Here is a 19,249-nt window from a genome sequence, read left to right on the forward strand (position 1 = left end):
GCATAGGATGAATTGAAAAAGATTGAGGAGGTTTCGCTCGCAATGGGAGATTACAGAGAGATTATTACGAAAGCCGTCGTAGCGAAAGGACGCAAATTCACGCAGTCCAATCATACGATCAACCCAGCGCATAATCCGAGCAGCATTCTGGGCGCTTGGGTCATAAACCATAAGTATAAGGCAAAAAAGGTAGGGAAAGTGGTTGAAGTAAACGGGTCTTACGAAGCCAACATCTGGTACTCCTTTGATGATAATACAAAAACTGAAGTAGTGACGGAGAAAGTAACTTACTGCGATGTCATCAAGCTGAAGTACCGTGACCCTGACTGCATGGATGACCATGATGTCCTTGTAGAGGTCCTGCAGCAGCCTAACTGCATTGAAGCAGTCATTTCGCCTAATGGCAACAAAATCATCGTTCACGTCGAGAGGGAATTCCTTGTAGAAGTCATTGGTGAAACGAAGGTATGTGTTGTCACTCATCCAGGCGGATGCGATTGCGATGATGACGAGTGGGGTCATGGCATCGATGATGACGAATTCGAAGACTTGAACCCAGACTTCCTCCTGGGAGAGGAAGAATAACATCGAACTAGGAAGCTTTCACTTCCTAGTTTTTTTTTTGTAAGTGAAAAATGAGAAGGCACAGGTTTCGAAGCTGTTTAGGCGACTGCAGCAGCTTTGGTTCCGGTGCCTCATTCTTTATTTTTAGACGGAGTTACAGGAAAAAATTTGGTTTCTCGATTTTTTTGCAGATTTCACATTCATTTGATTCTTCCCAGGAATAAAAACTGTTTCTGCAAGTAGTACATTCATTTTCATATACATGATAGGCAACTTCACTTACCTTGTGGATCCTATGAGCAACCTGAATTCCGCTGTGCTGACAAATGTCCATGCAAAGGTTGCACCCGGAACAATTTTTATCATCAATGCTTAATGTATCGTTCTCCAGTGTAAAAATCTGTGTAGGGCAGATGTTAAAACAGGCTTCACATAATGTGCATTTCTCCTCATGTATCCTTACTTCATGTAACGACCATTCATTATATAGGTTAGAAGACTTAAAGCTGTCCTCATTGAACCGCCATTTTACTGGCGTTACTGAAGACAGAACAGTTTTTTTGCCATCCATCGAGAGTTTTGTGAAAAAACCACGTCTTGATAGTTTGGGTTGAGCATCTTCCTTAAGTGATAGGGTCTTGGTGATCAATACTGGATCAAGTTCCATGACGTTCAAAACTTCATTGACTTTCCCTATGCGTTTTTCTAACTCCTCATCAGCAGCAGATTTTTGAATAAAGCGTACTCCTTTTTTATGGAAATAAAGCAATTCCAAGAAGCTTGGAAGCGGGGAATCATCTTGTAATAAAAGGTGACCCTGGATGACCTTCCTTGGTGGCGACTGCCCTTTTATTGCCTGCTGCGGGCATACCGTTATGCAGATACCGCAGAGAGAACAAGCCTTTTCATCTAATTTAAGAGTTCCTTCTTCAATAATTAGTGCACCTTGTGGACATTCATCCATACAAGCTGTACAGGTACTCAACGGACTTTTCTTTTTTGAACACGCTTCTGATATTTCCAGTTCATAGCTCAAGCTTTCGAGCCAATTGGTTAGTAGCGACATATAGGTCACCTCAAGAGTGATAATTCATATACCTCTATTCTACGACTAAAGTTCATGATAAGTGGCGAGTTTGCTGGATATTCAAACATATTTAAAGGAATGTTCACATTTTCTGACCGGCTGTAAGCGTTATAAAGCCTTTGTGTCAGTGTCTTTTAATAGTTTTCTATAATCAGCACAAAAAAATAAACAATTAAATTAGGTGAAATCCTTCACATACGCTTGGGGGAATATCCACAGAATGTATATTGTTTCACAAACTTGATTGCCATATAGTGAAGTTGTAATCGAAAGGTGGTGAATCCCGGTGATTGGATTAGATAAAAAAACAGAATGTGCGAATGTTTTTATAGTCCTTGCAGATTTATATAAACAACCAACTAGAGAGATCTGGGATGAGATTCAGCAGCAGGATCTACTGAAGAAGCTGGAAGGATCGGTCAACGAACTTTTTAGTATCGACTTTTCAATAGAGGAAGTCCTGCCAGAGAACTATGAAGAATTTACAGAGTTATACATGACCTCTATTGGCAGCACGCAAAAGGAGGCTGCACTTCCGATTGAGTCTTTATATAAACAGTGGACACTGGATGAAACGTGCACTCTACCCTTTGCTAGGGACAAAGGTTATATATTGGGAGATTCGGCGTTACATATCAATTATCTGCTAGAAAAGCTTAAGATCGAAATCCCTAATGAATTACAGGGTATGCCGGACCATCTGGCAATCCTGTTGGAGTTGTTGGCTTATTTCATTGAGCATGCCCCCGAAAATACCACTGCTGAATTTTTGGATGATCATTTCGATTGGCTCGATGAATTCGAATCGCAGCTTTCGGAAGTAACGGTTCACCCATTTTATCAGAGATTGACGAGAGCATTGATGGAAATATTAAAGGCGCAACGAAATAGTTACCTGCAAGGCTCTAAATCTTAAAGGTGGTGATGCTTTTAGTGAAGGACATCCTTTTAAAAAGAGCTATAATAACAGATTCCATTAAAGGGACCGGATACTCTGCGAAAGAGTCAATGAGTTTTACATTCAGCAGTAATGGAAGAAAGCATCAATCACAAAAATGCCTTGCATAAACGGTAAAGGCAAAAACTACTAAATGTTTTATCGGTCTGGAGTAAAAGGAGGGCTAAAGAAAATGGTGGATACAAAACTATCACGTCGAGGATTCATTAAAGCCTCTGCAGCAACTGCTGCATTGGCATCTGCGGGAACAGTAGGCTTTAATGAATGGTCCAATGAATATGTAAAAGCAGGAGCAAATGCAGAAATAAAGGAAATACCTAGTACTTGCAATGCATGTTCAAGTAAATGCGGGATGATCGGCCATGTCAAAAACGGGCGATTATGGAAGCTGACAGGGCACCCTGATCACCCTTATTCGAAAGGGAAGCTATGTGCCAGGGGGCATGGTTACGCTACAGTTGTCTATTCTCAAGATAGGCTGACACAGCCTTTAAAACGTGTTGGTGAAAAGAAATTTGAGCCGATTACTTGGGAACAAGCATATAAGGAAATTGCAGAAAAATTGAACAAAATCATTAAAGAGCATGGCCCACAGTCAGTAGCACTGACGGAGGACCCACGGGCTTCAGGGAAATTCTATTCTCCTAGATTCATTAATGCGCTTGGTTCGTCGAACTATTATACACACCATGTTGTTTGTTCAAACTCAAGGGATGCAGGTTTCCTTCATACAGTAGGAGTAACGGCAACGAGTGCAGACATCAGTAATGCGAAATACATTATGTTCATAGGCAGAAGCTATGGAGACGGAATTAGACCAAGCTCCGTACAAGCATTGGCATCTGCAAAAGACAACGGAGCTAAAATTGTCATTGTCGATCCACGATTGAATAACACAGGCAATCTTGCGACAGAGTGGCTGGCAATCCGACCAGGCACTGACTTGGCTCTTGTGCTGGCTATGTCACATGTGTTGATTAAAGAAAATCTTCATGATATGGAATTCATTAAGAACTACACAATTGGTTTTGAAGAATACGCAAAAGAACTGAAAAAATATACACCAGAATGGGCAGAAAAAATCACCGGTCTCCCTGCTGATGCAATCACACGGATTGCCATGGATATGGGCAAAGCCAAACCGAAGGCGCTGATTGAGCAATCTTGGAGAGGAGCATTCGGATGCAACTATGAAAATAGTACAGAAACCGGCCGTGCCGTTGCAATGTTCAATGCTTTACTTGGTAACTACCAGCAAAAAGGCGGTAGTATATTTGGCGGAAAACCTTCGCTAGGCAAACTGGATAAAGAAAAACAACCTAATCCAAAGGAACCAGAAGCTCCAAAGGCTGGTTCAAAGGAATTCCCGATTGCTTACCCAAGTAACGGTGTTGCAACAATCGTGGCAAAAGAAGCATTGGAAGGCAAAATGAAGGCGGCAATTTATTACCATTCTAATGCAGCGCTAGGCTATGGAAATCCGAAAGTAATGAAGGAAGCCCTTTCTAAAATGGATCTCGTTGTGGCCATCGATGTACAAATGTCTGAAACGGCACAACTGGCACATTATGTCCTTCCGGAAGTGACTTATATTGAACGTGATGAGGTAATTGAAGGTTTATCAGGAAAAATACCAGGAATTGCGCTCCGTCAACAAATGGTTGAGAAGGTTCATCCGGAGACAAAACCAATACATGAAATTTATACTGAGTTAGCTAAAGTCTGCGGTGTAGGACAATATTTCAACTTCTCCCTTGATGAATTGAACGAAGCGATGCTTGCGCCTACAGGTATTACTTATAAACAGCTAAGGGAAAAAGGAACCATCATGTTTCCTAATGAAGAAATCACCTTAGGTAAGATGAAAGAACTGAAAACGCCTTCTGGCAAGGTTGAGTTTTACAGTGAAACATATAAAGAAGCAGGGTTTAAACCGATCGTTGAATGGATTGAGCCAAAGGTAAGCCCGGCAGACGATTCTTTCCGTCTGATCACTGGTAAACAGGCAATCCACAGCCATACTCAAACTGCGAATATACCAATCTTGATGCAGATTACAAAAGATTATGATTTAGAGAGAATCTGGATCAACCCTATTCGTGCCAAAGCGCTGGGAATCAAGGATGGAGATATGGTTGAGTTGGAATCCAGTGAAGCAACTAGCAAAATTCGAGTGAAGGTAACAGAAAGAATCCACCCAGAAGCGATTTTTGTGCCAAGTCATTATGGAATCACTTCAAAGGATTTAAAGACAGGACAGGGCATAGGATTTGGCTATATGGAACACGTACCATTCGATTTTGAAAAATGGAGTGGCGCAGGAAATATCCACGAAGTAATCGTGAAGGTTAGGAAGGTGAATGGCTGATGGCACGCTATGGAATGGTAATAGACACACGAAAATGCGTCGGCTGTTATGCTTGCCGGGTAAGCTGCCAGATGCAGAATGAGCTTCCGGTAGAAGAGTCATACATTAAGTTTTACGAAAAAGAAACGGGTGTATTCCCAAACGTCAAGAATGAAATCATCCCGGTACAATGCCAGCACTGTGAGGATGCCCCATGTGTGAGTGTCTGCCCGACAAAGGCTACCTACACGACAAAAGAAGGCATCGTGTTAGTTGACGCTGATAAATGTATCGGATGCAAGTATTGTATGGTGGCTTGCCATTATGGGGCCAGAACACAGGATCATAATACCGGGGTAGTTGAAAAATGCCGCTTCTGTGCTGAGCTTGTGGCAGAGGGTAAACAGCCAGCCTGTGTCAGCACATGCATCAGCAATGCCCGTATTTTCGGTGACCTTGATGATCCAAACAGTGAAGTTTCAAAAGCAATCGTTAAAATGAACGCCCAGCCTTTAAGGCCGGACTTAGGCAAGGCAAAAATTTACTACGTGAGGTGATTATAATGGTTTGGGGAACAATTATCGCTGCCTATTTATTCCTTGCTGGACTTAGTGCCGGTGCGTTTTTAACATCTTCCTATGCAGCAAGGAAATATCCTGATGCCAAAACAGTCAGGATTGTCGGAAGGTTAATCAGCCCAATTCTTATGGGGATAGGACTATTGCTTCTTATTGTCGATGCAGAAGCAGGTCTTAAGGATCCTTTGAGGTTCATCTATTTGTTTACAAATTTCAGTTCTGTCATGACAATCGGTACTTATTTCATTAGCTTTTTCATGATGGCTGCAGCTTATATCGCCCTGATGGAATTGCTGAAAAAAGATACAAACAAAATTGTGGAGTACGTCGGCATCGTATTTGCTGTCGCTACAGCCATTTACACCGGATTCCTGATTGGTGTCATTGGGGCTGTGCCACTATGGAATACTGCAATTTTGCCAATCCTGTTCGTCGTGTCGGCATTCTCAACGGGAATTGCCGGTACAATGCTCGTGTCAGCAGTCTTGGATAAAAAGGTGATCCATCATGTGATGTCGATCAAAAAAATCCACTTAACATTGCTGATTTCCGAAGTATTCCTGATTTTCACAATGTTCCTGATCACTTCATCGACCAATGAGTCAGCAGCACAATCCGTTGCCATGATTCTCTCCGGTGAGTATAGCCCTTTATTCTGGGTGGGTCTGATTGTTATCGGATTGATGGTTCCAATTGGTATTGAGGCTCTCGAATTATGGAATTCGCGAAAACTTCATCAGAGCCAGGCGGGAATGGAAGTAGCAGCTTCCGGATCTCACGGAATTACAGCTACCTTGATCACAGAAAGTGCCGTACTCGCAGGCGGTTTCATTCTACGCTATATATTGCTAGCAGCAGCAGTACCGGTAATATTTTTATAAAAAAGCAAGCAGACCTGGACGAAACACGTCCAGGTCTTTTATGTATCAATTGAACTCTTCCGCTTTTTCTTTATAGAAAAATTTATGATTTGAAGCGTTATATTAATGACCACCAAAATCAGGATTGGCATAAAAAAGTATGGACTTCCCTGATTAATCCAGGTTAGCTCAAAAAAGTAATCGACTAAAGAAAATAAAACGAAAATAATTACAATAATGCGAGTTATGCTTTCCAGTCTAATTAACATAGCAAATTATCCTTTCAAATATTTAATCTATTAATTCTTTAAAATATGGAAAAACCCTTCTAATAATCTAAGAACAGATAGCAACCTTCCGAATATACTGCCTATGATGAACGAGGAGGGATTATTAAGATGAGTTTGCCTGCTGCTGATTTAGGAATCATGGCTGAACATTTGCCGACACATGAAGGTGTTATCAGTAAGTTAAGGATATTTAATGATATTGTGGATAATCAGGAATTAAAGAAACTAATCCAGTTGAATATTCAGATGCTCAGGGAGCATGTGAGAGCAATGCTTGAACTTATAGATCCGAAGCGCAAAGGAGAAGTAAAACTGGCTGAAATGCCTGATATTCAAATAAATACAGAAATGCTTAAGCTCACCGAACAGGAAAAAGACATTGTTCTGGAAACAAGGGCGGCTTCAAAACTTATGGGAAGCGATAATTTCAATTCTGCTTTAATGATGAAAGATATGAATGTAAAAAACATCCATATTCAGATGTCCTATCAAGATGTAAGGATGCAGATGCTTTACAATATGGTTGTTGAACATGTGAATGGTGATTTTACGCCGCGCGTTACTGAAGAAATGCAAGCTAAGACACACGAAAAATATAAACATATTTTGAAAGAGTAGGGGATCTAAGAGGCTAAGTGGTTCGGTCAGAGGCTCACAGAAATAGCCATTAACCCCAATAAAACATGCTGAACCTGCCAAGGTTCAGCTTGTAGTTTGTTAAAACGGGTATTTCCGCGGGTTGGTCTGGGCTGATATCCACTGTACGGTAGTGAATTCTTCAAGGGACCATTCACCGCCGAACCTTCCCAGACCTGAATCCTTTTCACCGCCGAATGCTACGAGCGGTTCATCGTTGACGCTTTGGTCATTAACATGGACCATCCCGGATTGTATTTGCTTGGCCACTTCGACACCTTTTTCTACAGAGCCTGCGTGTACGGCCCCGCTGAGCCCATATGGAGTGTCGTTAGCGACGCGAATTGCTTCTTCTTCACTTTCGACAGGAATGATGGTCACGACTGGACCGAACATCTCGTTCTTCGCTGTTGCAACATCATTGCTGCCAGTAAGCACGTAAGGAGTCATCAGCGTACCATTTGCGGAGCCTTCTAAAACCACTTCTGCTCCTTCAGATTTAGCCTTCTCAATATCGCCAAGGATCCGGTCGACTGCTCCACGGTTGATCAGCGGGCCGATTAGAGTATCCTGCTCGCGCGGGTCACCAGTTTTCAGGCTTTGTGTCTTTTCTACAAATCTTTCAACGAATTCATCATAGCGGTCCTTATGCACAATCACCCGGTTTACAGCCATGCAGATTTGTCCATTGTGCATGAATTTTCCGAAGATCGCAGAGTTTATCGCATGCTCTATATTCGCATCCTCAAGGACTACAAGTGCATTGTTCCCGCCTAGCTCCAAGGCCACTTTTTTAATATTTTGGCCGCAAAGCGCCCCGATATGGCGGCCTACACCAGTGGAGCCAGTAAACGAAATCATTCGTGGTATAGGATTCTCTACGAAGGAATCACCGATTTCACCAATGTCAGATACGGTAACATTAAGCAAGCCTTTTGGCAGGCCGGCTTCTTCAAAAATTTTCGCAATAACAGTGCCGCCACTCATCGCAGTCTGCTCATCAGGCTTTATCACGACTCCATTACCAACTGCAAGTGCGGGTGCAACAGAACGCATTGATAAGTACATAGGGAAGTTAAAAGGACTGATGACACCAACAACACCAAGTGGTTTGCGGTACACACGGTTTTCCTTGCCCGGCACGAGTGAAGGAACCATCTTCCCGTCCATTCTTAATGGAAATGAAGCTGACTCTCTTGTGATGGCGATGCAAAAATCAACTTCTACATTCGCCTTGATATGCGTCGAGCCAGACTCACGTACTAGTAAATCAACTAATTCTTTTCTTCTTTCAGTCATAATGCGTACAGCATTTTCCATGATAGTGGAACGCTCAAATGGATTGACATTCTCCCATTCTTTCTGTGCTTTCTTAGCAGATTCATAAGCTTCTATAACATCTTCAATACCAGCCATACGGAATTCGGCCAGCACGTCTTCGTTATACGGGTTTATATCCTTATAGGAGCTTTGGCCAGTTCCATCGCGCCATTCCCCGCTGATATATTGCTTATTCAAATTCATATACTTTTCCATCGTCTCACTCCCAGTAACATAGTCTCTATTTTCTCTTACCCAGGAGACGATAGTTCAAAAGTAATTTGCTGAATTGGAAGGAGATTCTTAAAAAAACACGAAAAGTAAAATGGAGAAAATAGTTCCAAATAACTGAAGGGGTGTAAAAATGATTACTTTTGGAGAAATGGAATCAGGAATAAACTATACCCTGCGGCCGGGTGTCTATGGAATAATTTTTAATGAACATAAGAATTTGATTGCCTTGATTGAGACGGGTGATGGGAAGTACTTCCTTCCAGGCGGTGGGTTGGAAGGAAGTGAAAGTCACAAGGAGTGTCTAGTTAGGGAAGGCATTGAAGAAATGGGTAGTCTGCTGGAAATTGGAGATTGGATTGGAAAAGCACAGCGTTATTTTTTTTCGGAGAAGGATTCTGAATATTATCTTGGTGAAGGGGATTTTTATTTTGCGGAAATAGCCGGAGAGGCGGGGGAACCTGTGGAAGCTGACCATCAACTTAGATGGGTTGAAACTGGGGCAGCGGTGAAAGTGTTATTTCATGAACATCAGAGCTGGGCCCTTCAAAAGGCTTTGGCTTTAATTGAAAAAAATGAGGAAATATAAGGTGAAATATCTCTGCCTTGCTTGATGAAAAAAGTCACCTCGGTACAAGTCTGTATTCAGCTTTGTTGGGAAATTCAAATGAACCAAATTACCTCTTCCCATTCTCGCCTGCTTAATGGTAATGTTAGTTTAATCAAATCCTCATTATTTATTTGTTTGACATTAGGTATAAATGGGAAAATATTTCTTAGAACAGTAAAAAGTAATGAGGGCGATTATGATTAACAACTTTGAGTATCGGATCTTTTACGAGGAACTAAGAAGACTTCATAAAGAATACCAGCGCTGTGAAAGTGCCACACTAAAACAATCAATATCAAAGGACATTGAACTTATAGAGGACGCGCTGGAAACAATCTGAATAATTAAATTAAGCAGGAGATTTTCAAATGAATAAACAATTAACCGATCCAGAATTCCTTTCATTTTGTGAAAACGCTCTGCCAATTGAAGTGGTAGAAAAATTCACTGATAATAACATCCGCGGACTTGAGAATATTGCATTAAGGTCGATTTCAACCCGAAATAAACTACCGGCCAATGTCGTCAATCTATTGGTTGCCTATTTCTACAGCCACTATGGTAATCAGGTATATAATCGTAATGACCTGGCACGTTTATATGATTACTGGGCATCGAAGGATGCCAGGACAATGACTCAGGCAGCTGAAATGACCAATGAAGATATTGAGGAAGTTCTTAAAACGTTGAAATAGTGTTATTACCTTTGAACAGGCTGAGCTCAGCCTGTTTTTTTTGAAGGAATAACATTTGTATTATCGAATGTGAAACAGACCATCACAGTAAATTCGAAAAAAAGGTATTTTCTTAACTCTGACCCTTATTGGGTCTTTTTTTATGGAGACATAAGCAGCTGGAGATTTCACTTAATGTTAATAAACATGGCGAAGGATCATCTGAAATAGAGGTTAAAATGGAGTTGCGACGAAGAGAAGTTTTAGCGAGGGATCAATTATGTTGATGCAAAGAGAATTTTTGGAGGAAATTGTCGACCATCTGCCTGAGGGTATGATTGTTATGGATAAAGATCGTACGATACATTATCTTAATGAAAAAGCAGTTGACATGACCGGCTGGAAGCTTGGAGAGAAGGTTCCTTACTGTACTTATTGCCAGGAAAGAGAACTGGAAGAGGGGGAGAATCGCTGTATCTTAACCTCTGATAATCCTATTCCTTCTTTCAACTCCCATCTGGCAGTGTATGAGGGACTTGAAGAATTTGAGATGTCTTTAAAAAAAATGACAATATCGGAAGAGGTATATTATGTCCTAAGGATACGGCCTCCAGTCCAGAATGAAAATAGTGAGCGGGCACGATTCCATGAGCTGCTTGTACAAGAAACGCTGCTCGCTCAGGAGGCAGAGCGTAAAAGGATTGCCATGGAACTGCATGACCATATTGGACAAAGTGTCTATAGCATATTTCTTGGACTCGAGGTTATTAAACAGAACATTAGCGAAGATAAGTATCAAAATCATGTCACCAACATGGTTAATGTCATGGGAAAAACGCTGGAAGATATTAAACGTCTGACAAAAAGCCTCAGACCTGAGATCGTTTATGACATAGGTTTGGAAAAATCACTTCGGCAAGCAGTGAAGGACTGGAGAAAACTATACCAGATAGAAATCTTTTTGGAGATGGACCTCGATAAGGAACAGAAACTGGATCCAGAAAAAGAACTTCATCTATTCAGGATCATCCAGGAGAGCATCACAAATTCGGTTCGCCACGGCAAAGCAACCTATTTCTCCATTCATTTAAAGACATACTATCAATATATCTTTTTTCAGTTATATGATAATGGCGATGGCTTTAATGCAGGAGGATGTAAAACGAAAGGGCTCGGCTTGAAGCATATGTACGAGCGCTGCAAAATACTTGATGGGGACATTAAGTGGATTAGCAAGGAAGGCGGACCTACACGGGTGGAAGGGTTTGTGTCTTTAACAAAAGTGGAAGGGGAGAGGAAAGATGAACCTAATGATCATCGATGATCATGAAATCGTCAGGGATGGGCTGAGCATGCTTTTGCAGCAATCCTTTTGCATTGATGGGAGAATTTGTGCCTGCGATGGCTATGAAGCTGTTAAAGCTGCGGTTGACTTCCCTGCCGACCTGGTACTTCTGGACCTTTCGATGCCAGGCGGCCTGGATGGAATGACGACATTGGAAAGGCTTCGGAAACTTCTGCCGGACGCAAAAATAGTCATTTTCTCGATGCATGATGATATCGGATATCAAAAGAAGGCTTATGAAGCGGGAGCTGACGGCTATCTAATCAAGCAGCTGAAGCGCGACGATCTGATTCAATCTCTGGATAAAATTTTAGCGAACCAGAAGGTCTTCGATACACATATATGGGAGGATGAGACAGAGGGTGACCAATTCAATCTGGTCGACCTTCCGATCACCAAGCGTGAAAAGGAGGTATTCATCCTTACGGTTAAAGGATATTCCCAGAAAGACATAGCTGAAAGGCTTGATATATCAGTTAAAACAGTTGAAAACCATCGCCAGAAAATTGGTGAGAAGCTCGGAACACACAAGCGATATGAATGGGTAGAGACAGCACGGAAATATAATGTATTTCAACCTTAGAAGCAGGACATACCGATGTCTTGCTTTTTTGTTTACTAGGAAATTATAAAATAATTTCAATGTAAATAACTATACGGGTTTTCTTAATCCAGCTCCAGCGCCTAGCCCCTCGAGTCGCTTGTCTAGTGTCGCCTCCTGGAAACTCCGAAACTTCAACTCCGCCGTCGAAGCAAAAAGCGCTTCTTTGTCGGAGTCTCCAGTTTCTGCGTTTCTGGACAGTCGGCTATACTTTTCGGTTTCGGTCCGCCCAATGAAGTCAAAGAACGACTTCACTGGTCGGCCCTCCGAGGCACACGATGTGCTAGACTCGCCAGCCACAGGACGTGGCGTTTTAGGCGGGCAGCGCTTGTCGGGGCTGAACGAGGGGCTTGCGCTTTTTGTTCTTTGGCCAATGTATACAGATGAAAATTACTGACTTCTAATCCATTAGAATCTTTTCTAAATAGTTTCATATATTAATTGGAATTTATTTCATGAGGCGTGAATTTTTGAGATAATTGAATCGACATAGGATGAAAGTAGGTGTTTGGGTTGGAAGTCTTGAAAGTGAAGCAATTGACTAAGAGGTTTAGAGATTTCGAAGCAGTCAAGAATGTTTCTTTTTCCGTCCAAAAGGGTGAGTCTTTTGGTCTCCTCGGACCCAATGGGGCAGGAAAGACAACAACGATTCAGATGATTACAGGTTTATTTCCCCCGAGTTCAGGAAGCATTGAAATTGCGGGCATTGATATGGTCAGGCAGCCAAAGCGTGGGCAAGGGCTTTTAGGAATCGTTCCTCAGGAAATTGCACTTTACCAAACCATGAGTGCCAGGGAGAACCTGTCGTTCTGGGGAAGAATGTACGGTTTAAGCGGAGACCACTTGCAAAAAAGAATTAATGATGTGCTTGAGATCATCGGATTGGCTGATCGGGCCAAGGAAAAAGTAGAGACTTTTTCAGGAGGGATGAAGCGAAGAGTCAATATAGGAGCTGCGATTTTACATAACCCGGAGTTGTTAATCATGGATGAACCGACCGTAGGGATCGATCCCCAATCTCGCAGTCACATTCTTGAAACGGTAAAAAAGCTAAATGGGGAAGGGATGACAGTTATCTATACAAGTCACTATATGGAGGAAGTTGAGTATCTTTGTGAAAAGATTGGCATTATGGATCAAGGAGAATTCATTGCTTCAGGTACTATTTCGCAATTAAGGGAATCAATCGGGGATCGTTCTCGTATTGTCATGAACTTTTCTGGAGCAGTCGAACTTGAAAGAATAAAATCGATTTTAACTTCAGAGATATCTGAAAAGGACCTGTTAATGAATCAAAATGAGCTTGCCATTTTTCATAAGGAACCACAAAAAATACTAAGTGAATTGATCCAGTCGGTTACAGGGGCCGGTTTTGAAATCGCCTCAGTTGAAATAGTTGAACCCAATCTTGAGAGTGTGTTCCTCCATCTTACTGGCCGAAGCTTAAGGGATTAAGGAGGTTATGAAAATGGGGTTTTGGTGGCTGGCATTGAAAGATGCGCTCCTTATGGGAAGAGACCGGAAGGCGTTGTTAACGCTTGTTTTCATGCCAATCTTATTGATTGGGATCCTGGGGGCAGCCTTTGGCAATATGATGGGAGAAGAAGAAGTGGCCCCCATTGAAAAATTCGAGGTAGGTATTGTCAATCTTGATGAAGGTGAACTAGGCAATGCTTTGGCAGAAGAAGTATTCATGAAAGGTCTTCCTGAACTTATTTCTGCAGAGACAATAACCCAAAAAGAACTGGAAAATAGATTAAAGCAGCAGAAATTGTCCGTCGGAATCATTCTTCCACGGGATTTTTCGGATCATATCATTACGGGTGGAGAATCTGAGGTGAAAGTCATTTCCATTCCGTCCGCTTCGATTCAGTCATCGATTGTCGAGAATGTCGTGCTGCAATTCACTCAGAGTGCTGCCGTAAATGTAATAGCCATGGAGGTTGCTGTACCTTCCGGCATGAGTAAAGCCCTTCCGGCTATGTCTCAATCCACGGATGCTGAAATTAACATAGTTAAAGAAGCTGCGGTAGAACGGGACCAAAAACCAGTTGGGTCATTCCAGTATTATGCCGCTGGTATGGGTGTCATGTTCTTGTTGATGACGGTAATTACCGGAGTAAGCGCCATGATTGATGAAAAAGAGCAAGATGTATACAATCGCCTGCTTGTTACGAAACTGACCGATCTCCATTACTTAATCGGCAAATTTATTGGCCTGTTGTTTTTGTCTTCCATTCAATTTTTAATCATCATTATTGGGACACGGTACCTTTATGATGTTCGTTGGGGAGAATCGATGGCAGGTGTCATGATTGTCGGTCTTTCTTTTGTTTTTAGCGTATGCGGGCTCGGGGTGCTACTTGGTACTCTTGTCAAAACGGAAAAGACATTCAATGCTGCCGGCATGCTCGCCACTCAAATAATGGCGGCTGTAGGAGGGAGCATGGTCCCATTGTATATTTTTCCGGACTGGGTCAATTCTGTCGTGAAAGTCCTTCCCAACGCTCTTGCACTGCAAACATTCCTGGAGTTGATGTCTGGTGCAAACCTTTGGCAAGTATTGATCGAAGCCGGCATTTTAGTTGCGATTGGTCTCGGATCCCTTTTACTTGCATTTGTATCCCTTTCGGCAAAAAGGAGGGCTTACAATGCGTAAGATTATATCCATCGCAATTCTGCATTTAAAAACCTTGTTCAGAACACCATCTGCAATCGTTATGATGTTCATTATGCCAATCATGTTCAGTATTATTTTTGGAGGGATTGGCTCTGAAGGATCTTCACAAGATAAACCTCTCGTCCTGGTGGTTACGGAAGAAAATGAAAGTAACAGCAGGATCGTGGATCTACTGTCTTCAAATGACCAATACACCTGGCTTAAGGCAGATGAAAAACAAGCCCGCAGTTCAGTTGAAAACCAGGAAGCCATTGCAGCGGTGCTTATCGCTGAATCGATAGTTGAGAGTTTGGAATTGGAAAAGCCGCTTTTTCAAATCGTTGTCCAAAGAAAAAGCCAGGAATATCTAGCACTAAGCAGTTATATAGAGGGTGTTGGGAGGACAGTTATTCAAACATTCAAAATGGTTCCCGAACAAGATACAGTCGCCGTCAACGCTATACTTGATAAAGCAGCAGGGCGAGAATCTCTCGAAATAAGCAGTGAAGTAATTCGAAAAGACGAATCAAAAACTGGTTCAGTTGGCATGTTGGCGATCGGCTTTACCATCATGTTCATGATGTTTGGGATTTCTGGAGCAGCTTCAGCCATCCTTGATGAAAAAATCGGAGGAACATGGCAGCGTCTGCTCACGTCACCAACGTCGAAGGTCCAGGTGATGATAGGATATTTATTCTCATATTTCATGATGGGTGCAATCCAATTATTCGTCCTTATGGTCGTGATGAATTTAATTTATGGTTCCATGTGGGGTAATTTGATTTACTTTGTTCCATTTGCAGCACTAGTGATTATAACGATTGTCGGATTTGGCCTGATGATGGCTAGTATCGTGAAGACGAGACAACAGGCAAGTGCACTAAGTGCGGTGTTGATTGTCAGTACATGTATGCTGGGAGGCGTATACTGGCCACTGGAAATTGTTCCGGAATTCATGCAGCAAATAGCCAAGGCTGTGCCTCAGAGCTGGATGATCACAGGATTCCGTGAAATTGTCAGCGGAAGCCTTTATATTCCCGCCATCCGTAATTCAGCTTTAATCTTGCTTGCATTCAGCTTACTATTTTTCACAATTGGCCTGAAAAGAATGAAATATGATTGATGTTTACCAGTCCATTTTTGGACTGGTAATTCTTTTTAAGGGGATTCTATCGAAAATTATATTTTGTCGAGTTATAATAGATATTTAGAGTAAGAGTCGAAAAATGATTTTTGGATTGACCGAATATAAAGGTATTCGGTAAAAGCATACATGTTGCATTACCCGAAAATAAGAGAATGTGGTGAAAAGGGTAAAAGCAGAGGCGCTGCATTACCCGAAAATGAGAGAATAAGGTGAAAAGGGTAAAAGCAGAGGCGTTGCATTGCCCGAAAATAAGAGAATGTGGTAAAAAGGGTAAAAGCAGAGGCTTTGGATTACCCAAAAATGAGAGAATAAGATAAAAAGGGTAAAAGCAAAGGCGCTGCATTGCCCGAAACCGAGAGAATACGGTGAAAAGGGTAAAAGCAGAGGCGTTGCATTACCCGAAATTGATAAAATCAAAAGGGAGAGGCAGAATCTCTGCACACCCCTAACAATAAAGTAAAGTGAATTTTGGAGGATAATATGGCTACATATACCCCTATGATCAAGCAATACCTGCAAGTGAAGGCGGATTACCAGGATGCCTTTTTATTTTTCCGTTTGGGAGATTTTTATGAAATGTTCTTCGATGATGCGTTAAAGGCATCCCAAGAACTTGAAATAACACTGACAAGCAGAGAGGGCGGCGGTGAGGAACGGATTCCGATGTGCGGTGTTCCTTATCATTCAGCTCCTAACTATATTGAACAGCTGATTAATAAAGGCTATAAAGTCGCAATTTGCGAACAGACAGAAGACCCGAAGACTGCCAAAGGTGTCGTTAAGCGGGAAGTTGTCCAGCTGATCACTCCTGGAACAGTAATGGAAGGTCGAGGTCTTTTAGAAAAAGAAAATAATTTCATCGCTACTGTTTCGGTTTTTCCTGGAGACACATATGGCTTTGCCTGCAGTGACCTGTCGACAGGGGAAAGCAGGGCGACATTAGTTAACGGCAGTGTCGAAGAGCTTATTAACGAATTATCGATCTCTGGAGCAAAGGAAGTTGTCATCGAAAGCTCGCTTTCGCCGGAAATCCAGAAGAAGCTGAAGGAGCGTTCTATCCTGGCTCTTTCAATTGAGGATAACACCGATCTCAATGAAAGCTTTTCAGAACTATTTGCTGATCTGGAAAATGAACAATTAAAAAACACAGCTTCCAGGTTATTCAATTATTTGTACCGAACCCAAAAGCGCAGCCTGGACCATTTACAAAAGGTATCTGTTTACAAGGTTCAGCAGTATATGAAAATTGATTATTTTTCGAAGCGCAATCTTGAACTGACAGAGACAATACGATCTACAGCGAAAAAGGGAACGCTTTTATGGCTGCTTGATGAAACGATGACTGCGATGGGCGGCAGGATGCTGAAGCAATGGATCAACAGGCCGCTGATTGACAAAGCAGAGATCGGCCGCCGTCAGGAATTGGTGCAGCTTTTTGTCGGACAGTTTTTTGAACGCCAGGAATTGCGGGAAAAGTTGAGAGAGGTATACGATCTTGAACGTTTGGCTGGAAGAGTTGCTTTTGGCAATTTAAATCCAAGAGACCTGATGCAGCTAAAGAGATCTTTATTACAGGTACCGTCACTAAAGCATATTTTGGAGAGTCTTTCCCATGAGGAAGCTGCCCGTATGGCAGACAGACTTGATCCTTGCGAGGAGGCAGCGGATCTGCTGGAACAGGCAATCGTTGATAACCCTCCGCTTTCTCTCAAGGAAGGGAACATCATCCGTGATGGCTACAATCATCAGCTTGACCAGTATCGCGATGCCAGCCGGAACGGCAAGACTTGGATTGCCATGCTTGAACGTGATGAGCGTGAGAAAACAGGCATAAGATCATTGAAGGTCGGCTATAATCGTGTGTTTGGCTACTATATTGAAGTAACAAAAGCGAACCTCCATCTTTTGCAGGAAGGCCAGTATGAACGAAAGCAGACGTTATCGAATGCCGAGCGCTTCATCACACCTGAACTGAAAGAAAAGGAAGACTTGATCCTTGCTGCCGAGGAAAAAAGCGTCGAGCTTGAATACCAGCTATTTACCGGAATCCGTGAGACGATCAAAGAATATATTCCTAGATTGCAGGGACTTGCCAGGGCTCTTAGTGAACTCGATGTACTTCTTGGGTTTGCAGAGCTCAGCGAACAACGACAGTATGTAAAGCCGATGTTCTCAGCTGAGAGGAAAATCGTCCTAAAGGATGGGCGCCATCCAGTTGTAGAAAAAGTAATGGATGCCCAGGAATATGTGCCTAACGATTGCTATATGGACAATGAACGCGAAGTCCTGCTGATTACTGGACCGAATATGTCTGGTAAAAGCACATATATGCGCCAGGTTGCCTTGACAGCGATCATGGCTCAAATTGGCTGTTTCGTCCCGGCGACCGAGGCGGTAATGCCGATATTTGACCAGGTTTTCACCAGGATTGGCGCGGCAGACGACCTTGTTTCAGGACAAAGTACCTTCATGGTCGAGATGCTTGAGGCAAAGAACGCAATTACCAATGCTACGAAGGATAGCTTGATTCTTTTTGATGAAATTGGCCGGGGTACATCCACTTATGATGGCATGGCACTCGCCCAGGCTATGATTGAATATATCCATGATAAAATTAGCGCAAAGACGCTGTTTTCGACGCACTATCATGAAATGACTTCACTTGAGAATGAACTGCAAAAATTAAAAAATGTACATGTTAGCGCAGTTGAGCAGAACGGCAAAGTGGTTTTCCTTCATAAAATCAGGGAGGGTGCAGCGGACAAGAGTTACGGCATCCATGTTGCACAGCTGGCCGAATTGCCAGCAGAACTGATTGAACGTGCTGCGGAAATCCTGCACATACTTGAGCAAACAGACACACCGGTTTCACTTGGATCTGTGAGTCAAAAGAGCTTAGACTCAGTTCGGGAAACATTGCAAAATGAGCAAGACAAACAAAGCATTCTTCAGGCAGCAGAAACAGCAGCCGCGTCTCAGTTATCATTCTTTGATGAAGAGCCTAAACAGATGAAAGCTAGTGGTGCAAGCAAAAAGGAGAAGCAGGTTCTTGACCAATTAAACGGACTTGAGATCCTGGATATGACCCCTTTGCAGGCAATGAATATGCTTTATGAATTACAGAAGAAGCTGCGTAAGTAAGATTCTATAAACCCTAAATGCGTCAGGAACTGGAAAAAGGGTCTATAGAAAAGTTCTATAAGCCCTAAATGAAAGAAGCTCGATAGAAAGGGCCCATAGAAAGATTCTATAAGCCCGAAATGAGAGAAGATCGAGAAAAAGGTCTGATAGAAAGAATTATGATTGAAAAACCCCGCATTACTTGCGAATAACTAAAAGCTG

17 protein-coding genes are annotated in these 19,249 nt (G+C 42.3%); 15 read left to right on the forward strand and 2 right to left on the reverse strand.

The window, feature by feature from the left end; translation table 11 throughout:
• Nucleotides 1-42 precede the first annotated feature (42 nt).
• Complete coding sequence (locus AC0VX7_RS09280; protein WP_041966656.1) at nt 43-585, forward strand: outer spore coat protein CotE; 543 nt, start codon at nt 43-45, stop codon at nt 583-585.
• A gap of 133 nt (nt 586-718) precedes the next feature.
• Here the strand turns inward: AC0VX7_RS09280 and AC0VX7_RS09285 are convergent, their stop codons facing one another.
• A complete protein-coding gene (locus AC0VX7_RS09285) occupies nt 719-1,600 on the reverse strand; it encodes a 4Fe-4S binding protein (RefSeq protein WP_475427570.1) in 882 nt (293 codons plus the stop codon).
• 337 nt (nt 1,601-1,937) lie between these two features.
• On the opposite strand from AC0VX7_RS09285, the gene AC0VX7_RS09290 reads away from it, so the two are divergent.
• The 5 genes from AC0VX7_RS09290 (at nt 1,938) to AC0VX7_RS09310 (ending at nt 7,302) form a co-directional block, all read left to right on the forward strand.
• Nucleotides 1,938-2,567, forward strand: a complete 630-nt coding sequence (locus AC0VX7_RS09290; RefSeq protein WP_475427571.1) for a TorD/DmsD family molecular chaperone — start codon at nt 1,938-1,940, stop codon at nt 2,565-2,567.
• Nucleotides 2,568-2,781: 214 nt separating this feature from the next.
• The gene (locus tag AC0VX7_RS09295) at nt 2,782-4,977 is read left to right on the forward strand and encodes a molybdopterin-containing oxidoreductase family protein (protein WP_475427572.1); all 2,196 of its coding nucleotides are present in this window, start codon (nt 2,782-2,784) and stop codon (nt 4,975-4,977) included.
• Nucleotides 4,977-5,513: a 4Fe-4S dicluster domain-containing protein gene (locus AC0VX7_RS09300; protein WP_041966653.1), complete on the forward strand. Its 537-nt coding sequence runs from the start codon at nt 4,977-4,979 to the stop codon at nt 5,511-5,513. The genes AC0VX7_RS09295 and AC0VX7_RS09300 overlap by 1 nt, the downstream gene beginning before the upstream one ends.
• Before the next feature lie 5 nt (nt 5,514-5,518).
• The gene (gene nrfD / locus AC0VX7_RS09305; RefSeq protein WP_475427573.1) at nt 5,519-6,415 is read left to right on the forward strand and encodes an NrfD/PsrC family molybdoenzyme membrane anchor subunit; all 897 of its coding nucleotides are present in this window, start codon (nt 5,519-5,521) and stop codon (nt 6,413-6,415) included.
• 377 nt (nt 6,416-6,792) lie between these two features.
• Nucleotides 6,793-7,302 (forward strand): hypothetical protein, encoded by a 510-nt coding sequence (locus tag AC0VX7_RS09310; protein WP_475427574.1) that lies wholly within the window; start codon nt 6,793-6,795, stop codon nt 7,300-7,302.
• A gap of 99 nt (nt 7,303-7,401) precedes the next feature.
• On the opposite strand, the gene AC0VX7_RS09315 is transcribed toward AC0VX7_RS09310, so the two are convergent.
• A complete protein-coding gene (locus AC0VX7_RS09315) occupies nt 7,402-8,856 on the reverse strand; it encodes an aldehyde dehydrogenase family protein (RefSeq protein WP_475427575.1) in 1,455 nt (484 codons plus the stop codon).
• 148 nt (nt 8,857-9,004) lie between these two features.
• Between AC0VX7_RS09315 and AC0VX7_RS09320 the strand changes: the two genes are divergently transcribed.
• The 9 genes from AC0VX7_RS09320 to mutS all read left to right on the forward strand — a co-directional run bounded on the left by AC0VX7_RS09320 (nt 9,005) and on the right by mutS (nt 19,048).
• Complete coding sequence (locus tag AC0VX7_RS09320; RefSeq protein WP_475427576.1) at nt 9,005-9,460, forward strand: NUDIX domain-containing protein; 456 nt, start codon at nt 9,005-9,007, stop codon at nt 9,458-9,460.
• Between the two features lie 217 nt (nt 9,461-9,677).
• Complete coding sequence (locus AC0VX7_RS09325) at nt 9,678-9,821, forward strand: hypothetical protein (protein ID WP_214902193.1); 144 nt, start codon at nt 9,678-9,680, stop codon at nt 9,819-9,821.
• A 28-nt stretch (nt 9,822-9,849) separates the two neighbouring features.
• The gene (locus tag AC0VX7_RS09330; protein WP_475427577.1) at nt 9,850-10,176 is read left to right on the forward strand and encodes a hypothetical protein; all 327 of its coding nucleotides are present in this window, start codon (nt 9,850-9,852) and stop codon (nt 10,174-10,176) included.
• Nucleotides 10,177-10,435: 259 nt separating this feature from the next.
• Nucleotides 10,436-11,479, forward strand: coding sequence for a sensor histidine kinase (locus tag AC0VX7_RS09335; protein ID WP_475427578.1), 1,044 nt, complete (start codon nt 10,436-10,438; stop codon nt 11,477-11,479).
• Complete coding sequence (locus AC0VX7_RS09340) at nt 11,457-12,083, forward strand: response regulator (protein WP_475427579.1); 627 nt, start codon at nt 11,457-11,459, stop codon at nt 12,081-12,083. The genes AC0VX7_RS09335 and AC0VX7_RS09340 overlap by 23 nt, the downstream gene beginning before the upstream one ends.
• A 531-nt stretch (nt 12,084-12,614) precedes the next feature.
• Nucleotides 12,615-13,556: an ABC transporter ATP-binding protein gene (locus tag AC0VX7_RS09345; RefSeq protein WP_475428116.1), complete on the forward strand. Its 942-nt coding sequence runs from the start codon at nt 12,615-12,617 to the stop codon at nt 13,554-13,556.
• Between the two features lie 13 nt (nt 13,557-13,569).
• Nucleotides 13,570-14,760 (forward strand): ABC transporter permease, encoded by a 1,191-nt coding sequence (locus AC0VX7_RS09350; RefSeq protein ID WP_475427580.1) that lies wholly within the window; start codon nt 13,570-13,572, stop codon nt 14,758-14,760.
• The gene (locus AC0VX7_RS09355) at nt 14,753-15,883 is read left to right on the forward strand and encodes an ABC transporter permease (protein ID WP_475427581.1); all 1,131 of its coding nucleotides are present in this window, start codon (nt 14,753-14,755) and stop codon (nt 15,881-15,883) included. The genes AC0VX7_RS09350 and AC0VX7_RS09355 overlap by 8 nt, the downstream gene beginning before the upstream one ends.
• Nucleotides 15,884-16,387: 504 nt before the next feature.
• Complete coding sequence (gene mutS / locus AC0VX7_RS09360) at nt 16,388-19,048, forward strand: DNA mismatch repair protein MutS (RefSeq protein ID WP_475427582.1); 2,661 nt, start codon at nt 16,388-16,390, stop codon at nt 19,046-19,048.
• Nucleotides 19,049-19,249: the final 201 nt, after the last annotated feature.

The sequence above is a fragment of the Mesobacillus sp. QJM3NY_10 genome, assembly GCF_056173465.1.